This window comes from Micromonospora sp. NPDC004704, from assembly GCF_053601675.1.
Window position 1 is genome coordinate 118,865 of record NZ_JBSGCD010000006.1, and the last position, 22,250, is coordinate 141,114.

At 71.2% G+C, this 22,250-nt stretch carries 8 protein-coding genes; all 8 read left to right on the top strand.

Annotated features, from left to right (window positions below; all coding sequences use genetic code 11):
• Nucleotides 1–4 precede the first annotated feature (4 nt).
• Complete coding sequence (locus tag ACWEFB_RS10490; RefSeq protein WP_326557881.1) at nucleotides 5–301, top strand: hypothetical protein; 297 nt, start codon at nucleotides 5–7, stop codon at nucleotides 299–301.
• A 73-nt stretch (nucleotides 302–374) separates the two neighbouring features.
• Complete coding sequence (locus ACWEFB_RS10495) at nucleotides 375–671, top strand: WXG100 family type VII secretion target (RefSeq protein ID WP_326557882.1); 297 nt, start codon at nucleotides 375–377, stop codon at nucleotides 669–671.
• Nucleotides 672–751: 80 nt separating this feature from the next.
• Nucleotides 752–1,075: a hypothetical protein gene (locus tag ACWEFB_RS10500; protein ID WP_452284266.1), complete on the top strand. Its 324-nt coding sequence runs from the start codon at nucleotides 752–754 to the stop codon at nucleotides 1,073–1,075.
• 92 nt (nucleotides 1,076–1,167) lie between these two features.
• Nucleotides 1,168–3,492, top strand: a complete 2,325-nt coding sequence (locus ACWEFB_RS10505; RefSeq protein WP_452284268.1) for a hypothetical protein — start codon at nucleotides 1,168–1,170, stop codon at nucleotides 3,490–3,492.
• Between the two features lie 20 nt (nucleotides 3,493–3,512).
• Nucleotides 3,513–3,950 carry a YbaB/EbfC family nucleoid-associated protein gene (locus tag ACWEFB_RS10510; protein ID WP_326557885.1) on the top strand — a complete coding sequence of 146 codons (438 nt, stop codon included), beginning with the start codon at nucleotides 3,513–3,515 and terminating at the stop codon, nucleotides 3,948–3,950.
• Nucleotides 3,947–4,288, top strand: a complete 342-nt coding sequence (locus ACWEFB_RS10515; protein ID WP_326557886.1) for a hypothetical protein — start codon at nucleotides 3,947–3,949, stop codon at nucleotides 4,286–4,288. The genes ACWEFB_RS10510 and ACWEFB_RS10515 overlap by 4 nt, the downstream gene beginning before the upstream one ends.
• A 51-nt stretch (nucleotides 4,289–4,339) precedes the next feature.
• Nucleotides 4,340–21,067, top strand: a complete 16,728-nt coding sequence (locus tag ACWEFB_RS10520; RefSeq protein WP_452284271.1) for a WXG100-like domain-containing protein — start codon at nucleotides 4,340–4,342, stop codon at nucleotides 21,065–21,067.
• Nucleotides 21,067–22,149: a hypothetical protein gene (locus ACWEFB_RS10525; protein WP_452284273.1), complete on the top strand. Its 1,083-nt coding sequence runs from the start codon at nucleotides 21,067–21,069 to the stop codon at nucleotides 22,147–22,149. Before ACWEFB_RS10520 ends, ACWEFB_RS10525 begins: the two co-directional genes overlap by 1 nt.
• Nucleotides 22,150–22,250: the final 101 nt, after the last annotated feature.

Consider the following 22,250-nt stretch of genomic DNA (forward strand, 5'->3'; position numbering starts at 1 on the left):
TGTGATGACCCAGCCGAACGAGGTAGACGAGGAAAGCATCCGGCAGCTGCTGGCGGCGTTCGAGGTCGCGATGGCCGACTGCAACGCGGCCGACCGGAGCGTCGACGCGGTCTCCGGGTCGACGCCGTGGCACGGCGAGGCGGCCGTCCGCTACATGCAGGAGCTGCAGAACTGGCGCGGCGGCCTGGCCCAGGTACGCAACGGCCTGGAGCAGCTACGCGCCTCGATGACCCAGCACCTGCAGGTCTCCAGCAACGCGGAAATGGAATCGGCGTCGCACGCCAAGTGGTACCAGCCCTGATCCGTCCCGCCGGCGCCCCCGCCGGCATCCCTGTCGACGACGAGCATTTGTGACGAGCAGCGAGGAGTGACGCATGGCGACCTACGGCCTCAACCCGGACGGCCTGCTGGCCAGCGGTGAGGAACTGCGCGGGGTGACCCGGTCGATCGAGCAGGCGCTGGCCGACCTCGACCAGGTGGTCAACAGGTTCATCACAGCGAACGTGGGTAACACCGCGAGTTCGTACCAGACGGCGCAGAACACCTGGCACCTGGGCATGGGCCAGATGAACGCCGCCCTCAACTCGGGTGCCTCCGCGATCGACCAGATCCGGGACACGTACCAGGTCGCGGACACCCAGGGCGCGGCCCTGTTCGACGGCTCGATCTGAGCCCTCAACGGCCGGGTGGACACGAGCGGGCCGTCCGCCCGGCCGGATGTCGATGTTGAACTCCCCACAGGAGGTGGATCATGCCGATCAGTGTTGACGAGGCGTTCCTGCGCCGGGTAGCGGCGGAGAACACACTGCTCGGGGGCGAGGCTCCCGGTGCGGCGAACGGGCCGATCGACGCGTTGGTCATCAAGCCCGGACACCAGAACTTCGTGGTGGGACAGGCACTCTCCACCGCGATCAAGCAGCAGGGCGGTGTGGTCAAGCAGCGGCTCAACCAGCTCGGTCTGCTCTTCACCACCCGTGGTCAGCAACTGCGCGGATTCGTCGACACGACCGACGACGTCGAGTCGCTCAACGACATGACGGTCGCCGAGTTCCGCGCCCGGATCCCCAACTTCTAGCCCGTACGAACCCGCCGGCACCGGGCCGGTCGGACCGGCCGACGTGGCCGGGCCCGCCGTCCCGGCACCGGTGACCTCCGAGAGGATGACCCATGACCCAGCCATCACCGGGAATGAACTGGGTGCCGGCGCTGAAGGACATCCTGGGCGCGGACGACGACGTCGACCCGACCCGGATCACCAGCCCCGCATGGGTCCAACTGGACACCTCGTACTGGATCTCGGCGGACATCCGGTACAACACCGAGGGGTCCCATCAGCGGCCCTGGGACCACTGGATGCCCGGCGACCCGGCCCACGCCGGCTGGAACCGGATCACCCTCTACCGCAAGCGCAACACCGACACGCTCGAGAACTTCCAGCTCATCCGCGGCTGGATCTCGTTCTACGAGGGTGGGGAGACCGGCCCGGCCCGGCAGGCCCAGATGTTCGTCGCGATGAGCGACGAGACGACCTCGGGGATCATGAGCAACGCGTTCCTGGACCCGCAGAGTCTCTACGACGCCGCGCACCTGTTCTACGAGGTGACGAACTGGCTGATGAACACGGGCCAGCCGAAGGTGCAGGCGTTGGTCGGGGAGATCGACCAGGAGGCGAACGGGTTCGAGGGCTCGGCCGCGGACGCGTTCATGTTCGCCATGGAAGACATCAACCGGACCATGCTCTACCTCAAGGAGAACATCACCGAGCCGGACGACTGGATCGAGTTCATCAACGGCAGCGGTGACGCGGTCGGCACCTTCAAGACCGCGATGGTCGACGCCTGGGCAGCCTTCAAGGAGTACCGGTTCTACGACCCCAACTGGCTGATCGGGCAGCTCGTCCAGTCGATGGAGCAGCAGGTCGACGCGTACGACCGCACGGTCAAGTTCCCCGGGTTCGTCAGCGGCGGCACCACCACCGGCGGGTACGACGAGGTGTGGAACTTCGCCTTCCCCGACCAGGGCATGCCCGGACCGTACGACCTGATGCAGCCGGCCGCGTGGGAGCAGCTCAACACGGACACCAAGACCCAGTGGATCAACGAGCTGAACACGTTGAACGCGGCGTCGCTGGCCGCGACCAAGGCGTTGATGGACAACTTCGCCACCACCACCGACAAGCTGCAACGGGTGATCCCGGACCTGTACCGGGGCACCTTCTACGTGCCGCCGCCGGATCCGACGCAGATCCCGCCACCGGGCGGTGGTGACGGAAACTTCGGCATCAACACCGGCGGCAACAACGGCGGCGGTGGGGGCGGCGGCGAAGGCGGTATCGACACCTCGGGCCTCGGCAGTGGCGGCGGTGGGGGAGGCGGCGAGGGCGGCATCGACACCTCCGGTCTCCGCAGCGGCGGCAACACCGGTGGCGGCGGCTCGGAGTTCGACCCGTCGTCGGTCGGCGGCAACCAGTTCGCGTCCGGGTCCAACTCCGGCGGCGATCCGGGTGGGATCGACACCTCCGGCCTCGGCGCCGGTCCCGGCGGAATCGACCCGTCGGGTGTCGGCGGGGGGACCTCGATCGGTGGGATCAGCGGCGGCTCGAACTCCGGTGGCCTGAACCCCGGTGGCGGCGGAACGTCGATCGGCGGGATCGGCGGCGGCTCGTCCGGCGGCACGGGTGCCGGTGCCGGTGGCGGCGGGATCACCATTCCCGGTCTGGGCAGCGGCGGCTCGTTCACCGGGGGTGGCAGCAGCGGCGGTTCCGTCGGTGGTGGCGCCGGACAGAAGCCGCCCGGCTCGGGCCTGGGCCTGGGCTCCGGTTCCAGTTCGGGTTCCGGTGGATCCGGTTCCGGTTCCGGGGCCGGCTCCGAGGAGGGCGCCGGTGGCGGACTCGGCAGCGGCGGCTGGTCGGGCATCCCCGGCCTCGACGATCCCAGCCTCGGCGGCGGCTCGTACCCCGGCAGCCAGGTCCCCTCCCAGATCGACCCGGGCAATCTCGGCTCCGGCAACTTCCCCTCGGCGGGCTCGGTGGTCGGACCGCTCGGCACCCCACCTCCGGGGTACGCCGGCGCCGGAGCGCTCAACGGTCTCGCGACGAGCGGCGGCGGCCTACCCGGCGGCGGTGGCTTCAACGCCGGCGGTTACGGCCTGGAGAACCTCCCCGGTGCGATCCTCCCGCCCACTGCCGGCGCGAACGGCGCCAACGGCGCGATGGGCGGCATGGGCGGGATGCCGTTCATGCCACCGATGGGCGGCATGGGTGGCATGGGCAGTCCCGGCAACGGTGACAACAAGGAACGCGAGCGGACCACCTGGCTGGCCGAGGAGGAGGAGGTCTGGGGCACCGACCCGGACTGCGCACCGGCCGTCGTCGGGCGTGACGACGGCTCCGAGTACGACCAGTCCGAGACCCAGACTCGGCAACCGGCCCCGACCCGCGGCCCACGGTCGCCGTACGGGCCCTCGCGGGGCACCACCCGCGGACGTTCCTGAGCGAGAGGAGTACCGCAACCATGTCCAGCCCGTTGCACAACCAGATCGAGCAGGCGTACGCCGAACTCGAACGCAGCCAGGCCGCGCTCGCCGGGGTGCAGGAGGAACTCGCGGGCGCCCAGACCACGGTCACGTCCAAGAACCGGGCGATCACCGTCACCGTGGACAGCCGGGGCGACCTGGTCGACATCAAGTTCCTCACCCGGTCGTACCGGACGATGCCGTCGGCCGAACTGGCCACCCTGCTGATCGAGACGATCGCCGAGGCGCGGACGAAGGCGCAGGCGGCGGTGGCGGCGACGTTCCAGTCCGTATTGCCGACCGGCATGTCCGCACTGGACATGATCAACGGCACGGTCGACTTCGAGGAGATGATGCGGGAGGCGATCCGGATCGCGAACGAGCCGTTCCCCGGTGACGAGCCGACCGAGCAGCCGAAGCCGGGAGGCGGCAGGTGACCGAGCCGATCATCTCCGCCGACACCGCCCGGCTGCGGGCCGAGGCGTTCGCCAGCTACCTGGAGCACATGAAGGGCGTGGTGGACGAGTTCGACGCGGAGCGGGCCGCGAACGCCCCGGTGGTGCTCAGCGTCCGGGGCGAGGTGGACGAGGCGATCGTCAAGGACCTCGACCGGGACCTGCCCGAGACGCTCTACGTCCTCACCGGGCTACGGGACCTGTCCCTGGGCGACGGTTCGCGGGTGGAGGAGTTGCGGGTGCTGCTGGAGTCGTACGAGGCGGGCAACGTCGACACCGCCGGTAGCTGGGGCGGCGACGGACCGAACCTGTCGCTCTGACGGGTGGGTGACGGACGGACCCGGCACAACGGACGGAGGTGAGCTGGCCGGATGGCGATCGAGGCGTCGGACCAGCTTGCCGGCTTCCTCAAGTGGGTCTCGGGGGAGGACTTCCCGGGGGCCAACGAGGATCGGCTGTTCGGGATGTCCCGGGCCTACTACGGGGCGGCCGACGGGGTGGAGGCCGCGATCCCGTTGCTGGTCACTGCCGTGGAGTCGATCCGCGAGGGGGTGTCCGGCCAGGCCGACGAGGCGTTCGTCGAGTCGATGCGGGCGTACGTCGACGAGGAACCCGGCTTCCTCGCCGCCGCCGGCCTGCACATGCGCAAGCTCGGGGCGAAGAGCCAGACCAGCGGCACCCAGGTGCAGTACGTCAAGATGACCCTGATCGGCGCGATCATCCTGCTGCTGATCGAGTTCGCGGTCGCGCTCGCCTTCTCGTTCTTCAATCCCGGTGCGGCGTTGAACTGGCTGGCCGCCCGGGTGGCCATCTTCCGCTTCCTGGTCCGTACGCTGCTCGGGCGCCTGCTCATGCACGTGGTGATGAACCAGATCATCGGTATCGGTCTGCAGGTGCTGCTGGACCTGATCGTGCAGCGGTTGCAGATGGCGATGGGCACCCGCGACCACATCGACACGTCGCTGACCCGGCAGGCGGCGATCGCGGGCGCGGTCGGCGGTGCCATCGCGACGGTCCTCGGTCCGGCCGCGAACCGGATCTTCCGCCGGTTCGGCGGCGAGGTCGCCGACGCGGTGGTGGACAACATTCCCACCCCGAAGCCGCCACCGAAGTCCTTCCTCGACGCCCTCATGACCCCGGCGCCCAAGCCGACGGCCCGGCAGGCGGTGGTCGAGGCGGCCGAGGAGCTGGTGGTCGAGGCCGGCACCGAGGTCCTCGCCGAGGGCACGGTCAACGCCATCAACGGCGAGGGCTTCAAGGTGACCGGCGCCGCGGCCACCTCCGGGATCCTGTCCGCCGGCGCCAGCATCGCCGGCACCAACGTCGGCAACGCGATCCGGCCGGGTCCGGACGACGGACCGAACGCCGACGGCACCGACCAGCCGACCAAGTCCACCCCGACGGACGTGCCGACCCCGGTGGTCACCCCCGGCGGTCCGCCGCCGGGCAGCCCCGGTGGGGTTCCGCCGGGTGGTCCCAAGGGCGGGTCCAACGATCCGGGTACGTCAACCGACGGCGGTCCCGACGGCCCCACCGACTCCGATCCGGCCACCTCGACGCCGATTCCCGTCGGTGCCGTTCCGGGCGCCGGGTCGACCAACGGCCCCGCGTCCACGCCCAGCTCTGCGGCGCCGACAACGGGTTCGGGTACGCCGTCGAGCGGTCCCGACGCGCTCGACGCCCCGACCCCGAACGCCCCGACCCCCGACGGCTCGCTGCCGGACGGCTCGGTCCCCAACGGATCGCTGTCCAACGCGCCGACCCTGAGTTCTCCACTGTCGAATGCGCCGACGCTCGACGGTCCGCTGTCGAACGGTCCGGCATCCGACCTCCCGTTCGCGTCCGCCGAAGGGTTCGGGCCGACGGTCGGTGGCGGCGATTCCCAGGGTCCGGTCACCACCGGCTCGTTCACCTCGTCCGCCTCGACCCCGCCAGCCATGTCGTCGGGTTCCCCGGTGAGCGGAGCGCCCACCCCGACCAGCGTCGGTACCGGCGCCTCCTCGACGGCCGCCACCAACGGGGTCGGCGGCTCGACCGGCCCGACACCGGTGACGTCGAGCGCCGTGTCGAGCAGCACGACAGCGGCCGGTATGAACGGCACCCCGGCGGTGAACCCCACCGGCACCACCCCCTCCACCCCGACCAACACCAACACTCCGACCACCTCGACCAGCCCCACGCAGACCAGCACCACTGCCACGAGCACCGCGGCCACGCCCAGCGGCACCGCGTCCAGCACCACGCCCACCGGGTCCGCCGCCCGGACCGGTCCGGCGCCGATCAGCTCCAGTGCGCTCAGCTCCAGCACCACCGTGCCCGGTGCGGTCGGCTCCAGTACGGCGAGTGTCGATTCGGCGGCCCCGCGCCCCGCGACCACCAAATCGACATCCACCGGCCCGACACCCACCGGCCCGACACCCACCGGCCCGACACCCACCGGCCCGACACCCACCGGCTCGTCGGCCACCGGCCCGACATCCGCCGGCCCCATCCGGGTCAGTTCCGCGGCTGTGAACCAGAACCCCGACCCCAACCCGACCTCGGTGAGCAACCCGGCCGACCGGATCGCCGATCCGCGGAGCGAAGAATCGTCGACCCCGGTCGAGACCCCACCGTCTGTAACCGACCAACCGACGCTGACACCTCCCGCGCCGCCGACCACCCCTTCCACTCCCGGCGTGGGCGGCGCGGACGGCCGTCGGGGACCCGTGCGGCATCGGCCCGGGAACTCCCGCGAGCGTCGGGCATGGAACCGGCTGCACCGGCGTTTCCGGCCGGGGACCGTTCTGCCCACTGTCCTTCGCGGACCCGTGCCGGTCACCCTCGCGGGTAAGGCCCGGTCGGCCGGTCCGGCACCGGTGGGCGACCTGACCCGGGGCGCGGACGGCACCTGGTACGCCGACGGCGTACCCCTGATCGTGCGGCCGGTGCCCGGCGGCCGTGCCGGTGTCGGGCTGCTCTCCGACGCCGACTTCGAACTGGTCCGGGGCAGGCCGCTACCGGACGGCGACGGTGCGGCGGTGCTGGTGCACGGCGCGGGTGACCTGGTCCGGGCGGCCGTGCGGCAGGCCGACGGTACGACCGGAGCGGTGCTGCTCGACCCCGACCAGGTGGCCCGGATCGTGGCCGAGGTGACCCCGCCGGACGCGCCGCTGGTCCTGGTCGCCTGCCAGCCGGGAGCACTCGCCGGCGGGTTCGCCCAGCGCCTCGCCTCGGCCCGGGGTACGGACGTGCTCGCCGCCTCGGGCGACGTGATCGCCGGCAGCGACGATTCCCCGGGCAACCTCGTCACGGTCGGTGGCGATCCCTGGTTGCTGTTCGTCCCCGAGGGGCTCGGGGGCGAGGGCTGGGACGTGCTCAACGACGACGTCGACGGGCTGGCGCGGCCCTTCGACGGGATCACCGCGATCGACGGTGACGGCCGTGGGCCGGGTCTACGACTCGGCCGTGGTCCGTCGACCAACCAGGAGGCGTCGACCTCCGGGACGGCGGCGAAGGCGAAACCGCCGCCCTGGACCAGATTCAAGGCCTCGACCAGTGCCGAGAAGACGCCCGGAACCCCGCCGAAGACGACGGGTCCGGCGACCGAGGCCACCCCGGCCGCCCCGCTGCCGGACATCTCCGCCGAACTCGGTGTCTACCACCGACGTCCGGAACTGCTCTCCGAGGTCGACGGTGCGGCCGACGTCGACCGGCTGGTCAACGACCTGCGGCGGGCGGTCCAAGGGCAGGTGCGGGCGCGGGTGTCCAACCATCTGGCCCGGATCACCTACGGCGGCCGGCAGGCGATCTCCGTCGACACGACCGCGATCGAAGAGGCGCTGCGTACGGATCTCCAGTCGTTCTTCACCACCGGCGGACGGACGTTCGACGTCCGGGACGGCTGGCGACGGTGGCACTCCGTCACCATCGCACCGACCCGGTTCACCGACACCCAGCAGTGGGTGGACCAGAGCGCGGACAAGGCCAAGTACGACACCCGCAACGACGCGAACGTGGCACTCAAGGACACCGCGACGGCCGGGGACAGCCTCGCCCTCGGACTGGGCGCCTCGATCGGCGGCAGGTTCGGGCCCGGCGGCGCCCTCTCCGGCGATCTCGCGTTCGCCCGCGCGGCCGAGACCGCCGAGTCGAGCGGCACCCTCTCCGACTCCCGCAACGTCCGCAGCGGCGCCGGTTCCCACCTGGTGCTGGCCTCGGTCCAGTTCACGGTGACGGTGGACCGGGCCGGCCGACCACCGGCGACCTCACCCCCGCTGCACGAGACCGGTGCCGACCACCGGCGACGGATGGCCACCCACCCGCCACCGCCGGGCGGGCCGGTGGCGACGGTCGCCTTCCGGGCGTTGGACGACATCGCCCGAGCCACCCACACCGCCCGCCCCGTCAGCTCCCGGCAGGGCCGGTTCGACGTGTCCACCCTGGTGGAGAGCCTATATCCGGTACGGATCGAGGACGCCCGGTTGGATCGGCGGGATCCGCACGGCAACCGGGTCGACACCCCGACCAGGACCTGGAACGTCACGGCCGAGGACATCCTGCAACAGCTCAGACCGACCGGTACGGTCGGCGAGGGCAGCATCGGCCGGGAACAGGTACGTGCGCTGCTGAGCGAGTCGAGCGTGCTGGGACAGGTGCCGCTGGCGCTCGAAAGCTCGGTGCACTCGCCGCTGGTGCTCAGTTCGTCCCGCCGGCAGGCGGTGGCCCTGGAGCTGAGTTCCGAGGTCACCGAGATGGAGGTGCTCGAGGACGTCGCGAAGTCGTCGTTCCGGTGGCAGCCGGGGGTCACGTCAGTCGGCCGGCAACAGCATGTCAGTTCCGTCGGTGGGGGTGGCAGCGGGGCGTTCCGATGGGGATTCGGGTTCGCGTACATCCAGGCCCGGTTGAGCGCGGGGTTCCGGCGCAACACCACCACCAGCGTCAAGCAGAGCAGCACGGCCAGGACCGGGACGGAGTTCAAGGACGTGAAGAACGTCCTCGCCCGGGTGAAGGTCCGGCTCACGATCGACGCGTCGACCCGGGTCAACGCGTTCCAGCAGCCGTTCCGTCGGTCTCCCCACCCGGTCGTGGTCGAGCTGACCATCCTGGCACGACTGCCGCGCGACAAGGCCGAGCAACTGCTCGCCGGACCGCCGCCGGCCGACGACAGCGCCACGCCCGGGGGTGACCGTAAGGGCAAGGCCAGGAAGCCACCGGAGGAGACCGCCGGCAGGGCGGTGCTGGACGACGTACCCGAGGCGCTGTCCGAGGCCGAGGGCAGCGACGAGGTGACGAACTCGGACTCCGAGGCCGAGACCGTCCCCGATCCACTGCCGCCACCGTGGGCCAAGACCGGTGGCAACTCCGTGCCGTACGGGATGAGCAGGTTCCGGGAGCTGCACGGCCGTACGTCGACGCTGGTCAGGGGCCTCGGAGGCGGTTTCCTGCCCCGGTTCCGGACCGGTGGGGCGGTCAAGGCGATGGGGTTCGTCAGCTCCGCGAGCGAACGGCAGAAGAACCAGTCCGAGCTGGACCGGGTGCTTTCCGTACCGGCGCTGCGGCAGAACTACACCGCCCTGCTCAACGGCGGGGTGGCGGCGGTGCTGACCCGGACGAAGTTCTGGCACTCGCGGCACGTGGTGGTGCACGTCACCGCACGGCACACCCAGGATCTCACCTACTCCGGTGTGGAAAAGGGCGTCGCGGTACGGAACTTCCAGTCCAACAGCGAGCAGGACGGTGCGGCGGCGGGCGCACAGTGGCGGGCGGCGTTGGCCGTCGAGGGCGGGTTCATCGGGCGGTTCCCGGGGCCGAAGGCGAGCGCGGCGGTGATGCCCGGCGGGGCGGTGGAGGGACAGCGGCGCTGGGCGCAGCAGGGCGGGGTGGAGACGACCGGCCAGGAGACCGCCCTGCACGGCGGTACGCCCGACTCCCAGCGCTTCGACGGTGAGCTGGAACTGGTCGTCACGGTTTACACGTACAAGAAGCGAATCGGACGCAACCCGCGGGCCCGGCTGGGGATCGGGCACCGGGCCGGACCGTTGACCCCGACCACCGCACCCGCCGAGGAGTGGGACCTCGACCGGACACAGGTCGGCGACCGGCAGCTCAACCAGTACCGGCTCACCACCACCAAGCCGGTGAGTGTGCTGTTCGCGAAGAGTGCGATCCCCCGTCAGGATCTCGGCGACCTCCAGGTGAACCGGGTGGATGCCGTCGACGGGGACCGGCTCCCGCTGCGTCGGCGTGCCAAGGCCGACCTGTCGACCCTGCGCGACTTCGTGGACCGGCCGGCACCGGCACCGCCGCCCCAGCCGCAGGCCCAAGCCCAAGCCCAGCCTCAGCCGCCGCAGCCGCCGCCGCTCGCGGTGTCGGACTGGCGTTTCGTCGAGGCGATGCCGGGCAGCAGGGAACTGATGGAGCTTGCCCAGGAGACGGTCCTGGAAACCCAGCAGTACGAGGAGGGTGTGTCCCGGCGTCAGCTCGGCGGGCTGCGGGGCGACGTGACGCTGGTCGAGGGGATGCCGGTCTGGGCCGAGATGGTGGATCGGTTCTCCACCAACCAGCAGGTCGCGAACCTGGGACCGATGACCGAGCAGCAGTGGGACCTGGAGCCGATCACCACCGAGGCCGACGGTGGGCGGCTGAACGTGTCGGTCGCGGCCCGGCTCGTCCGGCCCCGGCTGGCGCCGAACCTGTCCGAGGTCACCACCGAGAACGCCCCCGGTGGCGGGGTCCAGGTGTGGGGAACCCGGACCAGGGAGAACCAGATCCAGGGCCGGGTCCAGTTCGGCGTCTCGGGTCGGGAGACGAGCAAACCGGAGGACAAGTTCGGCGGCGGTGGCACCGCGTCCGGGGGTTACCAGCGGATTCTCTATTCGAAGATGACCCGGCACCGGAAGAAGGTGAGCGGGTTCATCGAGCGGAACGTCAACAACCGGAAGGCCAGGACCCGGTCGTACCTGGTGGTGGCCGACCTACGGGCCAGCGTGGTCGCGGAGGTGACGAATCCGGCGGACATGCCGAAGTCGCTGCTGCCGGAGCCGTTCCAGCCGGCGAGTTGGGAGCACCACAAGACGGTGACCCGCAGTGCGGTGATCGAGAACGCCGTCTACCTCTGGGTCAGCGAGGACGAGGCGATCCGGCTCGGTCTGATCACCCGACCGGGACATCCGGCGGTGCCGGAGACCATCGCGGAGGAGGTGGCCGACCAGGACTTCGTGCTGCCGGCCGGGCGCTCACCCGGCCTGGGACTGCAGACGTTCCACCAGGTGCCCTCACTGGTCCGACCGGCGATCGACGCCCTCCGGGCGATGGTCGCCCGACCGAACCCGCATCCGGTCTTCAACCGAATTCTGGCGACGCTGACCGGGATGGGGCTGGCCGATCCGATGCTCAACCGGCGCCGGCTGCTCAACGTACTGTCCCGGACCGGGTTCCCGAGGCACTGGGCGGCGCTGTTCGACGGTGGGGTGTCGCTGCTCTACCCGGAGACCGGGAAGGTCAGCCAGCGGCTGTTCGACATCCGCCTGGTCGCCGTCGCCGACCAGCCGCCCGAACTGGTCCGCTTCGTGGCCGACCACAACGACATCGACGTACGGACGGTGGGCGTCGGTGGCCAGGGCAGGACGGTTCGCAGCGGCCGTGGCGACGCGCTCTTCACGAACGTTGCCGGCTCGGCGATCCTGAACCCGGACGGCAAGCCGGTGGCGCTCGGAGCCGGACACCAGTACGGCTACGGCTCGCTCGTGCTCAGCTCGAACACCTCGGAGTCGGAGAACCGGACCACCGACATCAGCTCCGGTCGCGGGGTCAAGGCCAGGACCCGGCTCCGCCCCCGGTTCGAGATCCGGATCTACTACCGAGGTCGACCGGTACGCGGCGGGGTCGTCTCCTTCCAGGCGCCCGTCACGGTCGACCGTTGGGCCACCAACCTGCGGGTCCGACCGACCGGGACAGCCGCCAGGCCACCCGCCGAGCCCGGCGATCCGGGCGCGTACCAGTTGCCGAGCGACCAGTTGCCCGCTCCGCACCTGCGGACCGGTCGGCTCCGGGCGCCGGGGTGGCGGGAGCGCAACGGGATCCTGGTGCCGCCCCGGTTCGCGCCGGAGGATCTCGACGGCGCCCAGGTGCTCCAGGATGCGGTGAACGGCCTGCTCCAGGGGGTGTCGAACCGGCTGGCCGAGGCAGGCTTCGCCGGAGCCCACCAGGTGCACCAGGGGCTGACCCCGGAGCTCCTGCTGCCGAACGCGAGTGACCTGCTCGCCGACCTCGGGCTGGAACTGCCCGAGGTGCCGAGCACCGACCTGTCGATGAAGGGGGCGGTGGTCCGGGTCCGGCTGGTGCCGGTGGCGGTCCGGCTCGCCGGGGTCGACGCCGGGGTGTACCGGGAACACGTACAGCAGGCGACCGGTTCCTCGGGCAGCGGCTCGAACGCGTTGACCCAGTCCACCCAGGCGCCACGGATCCTGCTCGGCCGGGGTTACCTGGGCGACCCGTACCAGGCGTTGGAGACCGGTGGTGCGGGTCCGTCGACCGGTGAGACCGCGGCGGTCGCCTCCGGCGAGGAGGGCGGGTCGACCGGGTTCGGCAACGTCAAGCCCGAGGGTCCGTCGGCGGCGGTCGCGTACGTCTGCCAGCCAGTGGTGGAGGTGATCCTGCCGGAGCGGGTACGGGTCCTGCTGCCCGCCCGGCAGCGCATCGGCCGTCCGGTCGATCCGGTGACCGTCGTGCTCCGGATGGGCCTGGACGATGCCCGCCAGGTGCTCGCCATCGACGACAGCGATGCCGTACGGCCGGGAATGCGGGCCGCCTTCGACCAGATCGTGGCCAACGACGGGCTGCTGCACGCCGCCGGTGAACGTTTCGTCGCGGCGACCGACGCCGAGGAGGCGGCCAGGTACCGGTTGCAGAGTGTCCAGGAGCCCCGTCTGCGCGACCGGCGAATGGAACGGGAGGAGGTGGTCGACGCCCGCGCCGAGGCCACCACCGAGTGGCAGGCGGCGGTCGAGAAGCGGGAGCGGGCCGAGGCCGTCTGGTGGGACCTGCTCCGGACGCACTCGCAGCTGCTCGACGACTTCGAGGCGACGTACGTCGGGGTACCGCACCGGATCGCGGACCCCGTGGTGGAGACCGATGGGGACAGTGACAGCGATGGTGGTGACGACCCGCCGCCGGCCACCCGCAACACGCCCGCGATCCTGCCTGCCGTGCCGGAGGATGACGGTGCCGCCGCCGACACGGTCGGGACCGAGGTCCGACGGCCGCCGAGCAAACTGTCACCGTTCCAACGGCGGCGCACCGAGCGGCTGACGGACGCCGTCGTCCGGCCGAACGCCGGCCCGCTCCCGGTCGACACCGGCCGCCTGGCCCGGCTCAGGCAGGAGGCTGAGGCGGCGCTCCGGCAGGACGCGGCTGCGAAGGCCGTCGAGCCCAACGTCGCCGAACCGAAGGTTGAGCCGAAGGCCGAGCCAAAGGTTGAGCCGAAAGTTGTCGGGACCGGCGTTGCCGCCGCGAAGGTCGAGCCGAAGGCCGTCGAGACCAGGGTTGCCAAGCCCGGGAAGGTCCGGCCGAAGGCGGGCGTCGAGCGGGTGCGAACGTTGTGGAGGCCGGACCGCAAGCCCGGTCCCTCGACCGTCACCCCCCTGGCGGCGGCCGTCCCGACCCCGCTCGGCCCCGTGTCCGCCAGCGGCACGACGGTGACCAGCCCGGCGGTGACCAGCCCGACGTCGGTGACCAGCACGACGATGAGCGATCAGGGTTCCGCGATCGTGTCACCGACGGACCTTGCACCGGCCGCGCCGGTGCGGGTGACGGAGTTGGTCCGGGACAAGGCCGGGACCTGGTACGCCGACGGCAAACCCCTGGTCGTACGGCGACCGCCGGGTGAACGGGCCGGAGTGGCGCTGCTCTCCGACGCCGACTGGGAGTTGGTACGCAACCGGTCGCTGCCGTACGGGTCCGGGGGCGCCCTGCTGGTCCACGGCGCGGGTGGTTTCGTCGCGGCGCCGGTGCGGCTGGGCGACGGCACCACCGGCGAGGTACTGCTCACCCCGGAGCAGGTGTCCCGGATCGTCACCCCGCTGGTGCCGCCGGAGGTGCTGCTGGTCCTGGTCGCCTGCCGATCGGACGAACTGAGCGGCGAGTTCACCCAGGGCCTGGCGTCGGCGCGCGACGGGGACGTGCTCGCCGCGTCGGGGGACGTGGTCGTCGGGTCCGATTTCCATCCCGGCAAGGTGCTCAGCATCGGGGGCAGTTCCTGGTCGCTGTTCACCCCGACGGTCCTGGGCGAGCAGGGGTGGGACACCCTCAACGACTTCGACGGGCAACCGATCCCGTTCGACGGGATCGTCGCCGAGGACGGTGACTCCCGCGGCACCGGGCTGCGCCTCGGACGCAAGTCGAAGCCGTCCACCTCCGCCACCGTCCCGTCGGCGTCGACCTCGGCTCCGGCGGGTACCCCGGCCACCGCCGCCCAACTCGGCCGCTACCACTCCAACCCGGACCTGCTGTACGAGGTGGACGGGGCGTCGGACCTCGACCGGCTGGTGACGGACGTGACCGAGGCCGTACGGCAACGGGTCCGGGCCCGGGTCCGACCCGGGTACGCCCGTGCCACCTGGGGCGGCCGGCAGGGAATCTCGGTCGACACCACCGCGATCGAGGCGGCCCTGCGGCAGGACCTCCAGTCCTTCTTCACCACCGGCGGCCGGACCTTCGACGTCCGGGACGGCTGGCGCAACTGGCACAGCGTCACCATCACCCCGACCCGGAACACGACCGGCCAGCGCTGGGTGGACCAGAGCGCGGACAAGGCGAAGTTCGACACCCGCAACGACTTCACCTCGGTACAGCGGGACACCGCGACCTCCGCGGACAGTCTCGCCGTCGGCGGCGGCTTCACCATGGCGAGCCGGTTCGGGCCCGGCGGCGGGTTCTCCGCCGAGGCGGCACTCGCCCAGGCCGCGGAGTCGAGCGAGAACACCTCCTCGCTGTTCGACTCGCACAACGTACGCAGCGGCGGCGGGTCGAACCTGGTCCTGTCGTCGGTCGAGTTCACCGTCACGGCCGGGCGGGTGGGGACCGTACCGCAGACGGCACCGCCGTTCCACCGGGCCACCCCGGCGGTACCGGTGCCGGCGGTGTACCCGCCGGCACCACCGGTGGTGACCGCGCAGATCGGGTTCCGGGCGCTCGACGACATCGCCAACGCCGGGGCGCCGGTCGGCGTCAGCCGGGCCAGTGGCGACTTCGACGTCCCCACCCTGGTGGAGAACCTCACCCCGGTACGGGTGCTGGACGCGGCGGTCCGGCAACCCGACGGCCAGTGGAGTGTGCGCCGCACCTGGAACCAGGTGGCCGAGCAGGTCCTGCAACGGATCAGGCGGACCGGCACCGTCGACCCGGGCAGCACCAGCCGGGACCAACTGCGTTCGCTGCTCACCGAACCGAGCCTGCTGGGGCAGCTACCGCTCGCCCTGGAGAGCCCGGCGAACTCGCCGCTGCTGCTCAGCCCGTCCCGACGGCAGGCGGTCTCGGTCCAGATGCAGTCCCGGGTGACCGACTTCGAGGTGCTCGCCGACGTCAAGAAGTCGTCGTTCCGCTGGCAGCCGGGAGTCACCGACAACGGGCGGCAACAGCACGTGAGCATGGTCGGCAGCGGCGGGAGCGTGGTGCCGATCCGATGGGGATTCGGCCTGGCCTACATCCAGCTCCGGCTGTCGGCCGCGTTCCGCCGCAACACCACCACGACGGTCAGGCAGAGCACCACGACCCGTACCGGCACCGAGTTCAAGGACATCGAGAACGTCCTGGCCAGGGTGACGTTCCGGGTCACCATCGATCCGAGCACCCGGGTCAACACGTTCCAGCACTGGTTCCGGCGCCGGACCGGGGTCCGTCCGGTCGAGCTGGAACTGACCGTGCTCGCCCGCCTGCCCAAGGACAAGGCGGCCCTGCTGATCAGCACGGTCCAGCCGGCCGGCACCGCGGCGACCAGTGGCGGCGTTCCGGCGCGGCCGACCGGCACGGCCGCCACCGGGAACCGCAACGGCAAGGCGCGGGCGGTACGGCAGGACGCCGACCCCGATCCGGACCAGCTCCGGCGCCCACCGCCGTACGCGCTCTTCGGCGGGCACGCCATGCCGTACGGGATGAGCAGGTTCGCCGCCGCACAACGGCGTACGACGGCTCTGATCGGGCAGATCGGCGGCGGGTTCCTGCCGCGTTACCAGGGTGACGGTGTCGTACGCCGGATGGGTTTCTCCACCTCGGCGAGCGAGCGGCAGAACAACCAGACCGAACTGGACGGCGTGCTGTCCATGCCGGCACTGCGGCAGAACTACACCGCGATGCTCAACGGTGGGGTGACCGCGACCCTGACCAGGACCAAGCAGACGTACTCGCGGCACATCGTGGTCCACGTCGCCGCCCGGCACCCGCGACAACCGACGTACGCGGGGGAGGAGCCCAACGTCGCGGTCCGCAACTTCCAGGCGAGCAGCGAACAGGACGGTTCGGCGGCCGGGGCGCAGTGGCGTGCCGCGGTCGCGGTGGAGGGTGGGTTCATCGGGCGGCTGCCCGGCCCGAAGGTGAACACCTCGCTTTCGCCCGGTGGCGCGCTGGAGTTCCAGCAGCGCTGGGGCCGGCAGAGCGGCATCGAGGTGACCGGCCAGGAGACGTCCCTGCACGGCGGTACGCCCGACTCGGAGCGCTTCGAAGGTGACCTGGAACTGGTCGTGACGGTCTACTCGTACACCGTCGGGTTGGGCCGGGACCGGCGGGCGCTGCTCGGGCTCGGCCGGCGGGCCCGGCGGATCGAGCACAACCTGGTGCCCGGCTTCACCCGGCTGGCGCAGACGGTGCAGGTCGGCGACGAGCAGATCCCGCAGTACCGCCTCACCGACACGCACCCGGTGAAGGTCCTGCACTCGCGCAGCGCGCTCCCGAGCCGTGACGTCGACTATCCCGTCTCGGTGGCCGAGCGGGAGAGTCGACCGCTGGCCCGGCAGACCCGTACCGACATCTCCACGTTGCGGCAGTTCGTCGACCAGCAGGCGGGGACAACCCCGGCGCCGGCGCAGGCGACCTCGGCGCCTCCGCGTCGTGAGCCGGCGTGGGACTGGCGGTTCGTGGAGGCGATGCCGGGCAGCGCCGAGGTGTTCAACCTGGCCGAGCAGGCGGTGCTCGACACTCAGCGGTACGCGCCCGATCTGGCCTCCAAACGCAAGGTCGGCGGGCTGCGCGGCGACGCCGCGTTGGCTCGCGGGATGCCGGTCTGGGCGGACCTGGTCAACCGGCTGTCGAACTCCCGGCAGATGGCGAACCTGGGCACGATGACCGAACGGCAGTGGGACCTGGAGCCGTTGACCACGGACACCGACGACGGTCGGCTGGACGTGTCGATCGTGGCCCGGATGACCCGCCCCCGACTCGTGCCGGTGGGCGGTGAGATCAGCACGGAGAACGCCCCCGGCGGCGGGGTGCAGGTGTGGGGCAGCCGGACCCGCGAGCGGCAGTGGCTGGGCCGGATCCAGTTCGCGCTCGGGCTGCGCAAGCCCGGGAAGGTGGAGGACAAGGCCGGTGGTGGCGGCACCGGCACCGCCGGCTACCAGCACGTCTTCCGCTACCGGATGAGGCGCTGGCGGGAGAAGGTGAGCGGCTTCATCGAGCGCAACATCAACAACCGCAAGGGGCAGGCCCGTACCTTCCTGGTGGTGGCCGACCTGCGGGTGTCGGCGGTGGCCGAGGTGACCCACTCGGCCGACTTCCCGGCCGCGCTGGTGCCGAGCGCGATCCAGCCGGACCGCTGGCAGAACCACAAGACAGCCGAGCGCAGCGCGGTGATCAAGAACGCGGTCTACCTGCGAGTCACCGAGGAGCAGGCCGCGGCCATGGGCCTGCTCGACGGACCCGAAGGGCCACTGAAGCCGCCGCCACCCGGCCCGTCCAGCATCCGTCAGGACGCCGACCCGGCGCTCGCCCTGCCTGCCGCCCGGTCCGCGGGGCTGGGCCTGCAGACCTTCCACCAGGTCCCGTCCCTGGTCCGCCCCGCGATCGACGAGCTGGAGAAGGCGGTGGCGGCCCCGAACCCGGAGCCGCTGGCAGCACCGATCCTGGCCGCGCTCAACGGCACCGCACTGGCGGACCCGATGCTCAACCGTCGCCGGATGCTCAACCTGCTCTCGCCCAAGGGCGTACGGCGAAACTGGGCGGCCCTGTTCGACGGCGGAGTCTCCCTCATCCACGCCGACACCGGCGCCTTCAGCCAGCACCTCTACGACGTACGGCTGCACGCGACGCTCAACGACCCGATCGAGTTCGACCGTTTCGTGGCCAACCACGACGACATCGACGTACGCATGGTCGGCGCGCGGGGCGCCGGCAAGCTGATGCGGCGCGCCCGTGGCTGGGCGGTGTACTTCAGCGCCCTCGCGTCGGGCGTGATGAATCCGGGCGCGAAGCCGCCGGATCCGAAGGCACCGGAGGATCCGAACGCCGGCGGCGCCGGCGCGCTCGGCGGCGGCTACCAGTACAACACCGGGAACCTCACCGCCAGCACGAACTTCAACGAGTCCGAGCGTCGCACCGTCGACATCAGCTCCGGGCGCGGGGTGAAGGCACGGATCCGCCTCAACCCCCACTTCGAGATCCGGATCTACCACCAGGGTCGGGCGGTCCCGGCGAACACGATCACCTTCCGGGAGCAGGTGACGGTCGACCGGTGGGCCGGGGACCTGCGCAGTGCCGCCCGGAACCGGCCGCCGGCCGCCCTCGACGGGCCGGGCGCGTACCCGCCGCAGGCCCGTCCGGGGGTCGAGCCGGGCTGGCAGGACCGGGACGGACTGCTGCTCCCACCCAGGTTCACCCCGGAGGACCTGAGCGGCGCGGCCGAGGTGCAGCAGGCCGCGGCCGAGCTGATGGCCGACGCCGCGCGCCGGCTCCGGACGGCCGGTTATCCCGGCGCCCAGCAGGTGCAGCAGGCGCTCACCCCGGAGATCCTGCTCCCGAACGCGCGGGCGCTGCTCTCGACCGAGGGGCTGGTGCTGCCGGCGCTGTCGAGCGCGGAAGCCTCGATGCAGAAGGCGCAGATCACCGTACGGCTCGAACCGGTGGCCGCCCGGCTGGCCGGGGTTGACTCCGGTGTGTACCGGGAACACGTCGAGCAGTCCGGCGACGGCATGGGCAGCGGCTCGAACGTGCAGCACCAGTCGATGCACGCTCCCCGGATCGTGGGCGGGCGCGGGTACATCAACGACCCGTACCAGCCGATGGAGACCGGCGGCGCGGGTCCGTCCAGTGGTGAGACGGTGGCGAACGCGGCGGGGGAGGAGAACTCGGCGACCGGGTTCGGCAACGTCAAACCGGAGGGCCCGTCGGCCGCCGTCGCGTACGTCTGCCGCCCGGTGGTGGAGGTGACGCTGCCCGGCAAGTGGTCCCGGCCACTGCGGATCCGGCACCGCAGCAACGAGGACACGGCGGATCCGGTCGTGACCGTCGTGCTGCGGATGGGGCGCGACGACGCACGCCGGGTACTCGGCATCGACAACGGGGCACCGGTCAGGGTGCACGACGACTTCGACGAGATCGTGGCGAACGAGCAGCAGCTCAAGACTGAGGCGGACGAATTCGTGGAGGCGGGTGAGGCCGAGGCCGCCGCCCGGTTCGCGGTCCTGGAGAGTCGGCTGCACGACGGGCAACCCGACGACGATCTGGACCAGGCGTGGGTTGCGGCGGTCCGGAGACGGGAGGTGGCCGAGGCGACCTGGTGGGAGACCGCCCAGCGGCACTACCGACTGCTGGACGCCTTCCAGGCCGGTTCCGTTGCCGTACCGTCCGCCCCGGCGCCCACGGCGCCACCGCTTCCCTCGAAGCCCGATTCGTCGACCCCGACCATCTCCAAGCCCGCGTTTGTCGTCCCGCCACTGTTCCCGTTCTCCGACGAACACGCGGGACCACTGGGGACGCTGTCGCTACCTCCGATCCAGGAGGACGACTTGGAGCCCCCCGCCCCTAAGTTCCCCGACCCCGAGCCCTTCGAAGCTGAGCCGGAGACGTCGGCGCCCGCCCCGCCGGTGGTGTTCTCCGGACCCTCCACGTTGCCGCTCCACGCGGTCCTGCCATTCCCCGCCGTCCTGCCGCTTCCGTTGCTCGGAGCCGAGTTCGTCCCGGTGGTCGGGGAGCCGGTTGTCGCTCCCGAGGTCGGCCCCACTCCCGCGCTCGCCGATACGGATTTGGACCATGAGTACGGGGTGGTGGTTGATCCGAAGCGGGTGAAGCCGTCGGAGCTGGCTGATGGTGTGGTTCGGTTGAATCCGATGTGGTATCGGTTGGAGGATTTCAAGCCGGCGTTGTTGGAGCGTTTGGGTGCGCGGTGGCATTACGTGGTGGATGTGGATGGTGGTATTCGGGTGGGGTCGGAGGAAATTTTGACGGTTGTGGAGGATGGGGAGTGGGAGCGGTTGGTTGAGGGGATGCGGTCGGTTGGTTCGGAGTTGACGGTTGATGAGGTGAAGGGTTTGTTGGATGGTCAGGGTCATCCGACGATTGCTGCGGGTTTTGTTGGTGGTGGTGGGGCTGAGGTGGCGCGGGCTCGGATCAGTGGTGAGTTCGGGTGGAATGCGGTGTTGAGTCGTTGGGAGGTGAATGACAAGTCGGGTCGGTATATGAGTGACAAGGTTCGGCCGGACCTGGATCCGGTGGAGATTGCTCGTTGGTTGGACAATGTTGCCCGCCGGTTGAGTGAGAGGTTCGGCGTCGAGGTTCATCCCGTACTGCTGAAGCACGCCGAACCGGCCGCCCCGCCGGCGCCGGAGCCTGTTCCGGCGATCGTGCCCGAGGACCCCGTCCCGGTTCCCCAGGTGCCCGAAACGGCTCCGCCCACCCAACTGCCGGTGACCGGGGGGACCGCGGTCGGGGTCGCCCGACTCACCGATGCGATCATCCGTCCCTACGCCGGCCCGCTTCCCGGGCGGCCGGCGCTCATGGCCGAACTGCGCGACCGGGTCACCGCCGCCCTCAACAGCGGCCTGGGCGAGGAGTACGCCGCCCAGTTGGCAGTCAGGATCGCGGCGGCCCACGGCGTCACCCACCAACCCACCGAACTTCATGGAGATCAGTGATGAGTCAGAGCAGCCGGTCGGCCGCCTTCCACCACCTGTTACTGCGGGTCGACAGCACCCTGCCCGACGAACTGGTCGCCGAGGCCCGTACCTGGCTGGCCGACGGGATGCTGGTCGACGTCGCCCAGGCGGTCGTCTTCACCGCCATGACCAGTCGCGTTGCGCTCAGCCCGGCCGACATCACCCTGCTCCGGGAGACGCTCGGCGAGACCGGTGGCGACACCGACCCGCTGGCGGAGATCGAGACCGCCACGGCCGAGGTCATGCCGCTGTACGGACTCGCACCGGTCGGCCCGGAGGTGCTGGCCGAACACGGCGAGCTGATTCCGTACAACGTCGATCTGACCCGGTCGGACGGCGGCCCGGCGGGTCCCGACGAACTGGACGCGGCACTGACCGGCGCTGTCGGTGACGCGGCCGGGCCGGTCGCCCTGTGGCGCTGCTGGCGTTACCCGGCGCTGGACACCCAGTGGCCGCCGGCGAAGCGGATGTACCTCGTGTACGCGGCCGACGGCGACAACCTGCCCGGCATCACCGCCCGCCTCCAGCGCGTCCTGTCCGACGCGGGTGAGATCGATCCCCTGGTCACGGTGTTTGCCGACGCGGACACGCTGCCCATGTTCCAGCGCACCGCGCTCGGCTTCGCCGCGCTGCTCTGGACCGCCGAACCACAGCCCGAGATCCGTATCGCCCGGCTGCTCGACCCGCTCGACCCTGATGCGGCCGACCGCGCCGAGGAGTCGCTCGAACCCGATGAGCGGGACCGGATCCTGCGTTACCTGGCACAGGGCGTGCCGCTCGTGATCACCACGACCCTGTTCGACGACGTGGTGGACCCGGCGCGCGGTGCGTCCGTCCCGATGAGCTTCCGCACCGACGGGACGTGGGTCTGGAGCGACGCCGTCGCGTACTACCTGGACCAGCACGGGTTGGCGCCGACGGCCGAATTCACCGCCCACATCCGGAGCGGGCGGTACACCGTGCCCGAGGTCGACGTGCTGAGCCTGCACCGGGCACTGGCCGCCGTACAGGCACCGGTCGGCGCACACGTGGCGGACCCGGTCGGACTGGTGACCGGATGACCCCCGGATCACCGTGAACCGGACCGGCGTGGCGTGCGTAGTGCAGGCGACCGGGCAGTGAACAGCGCCGTCCGCCCTGAACGGCCGGTCGGACCAGGGCC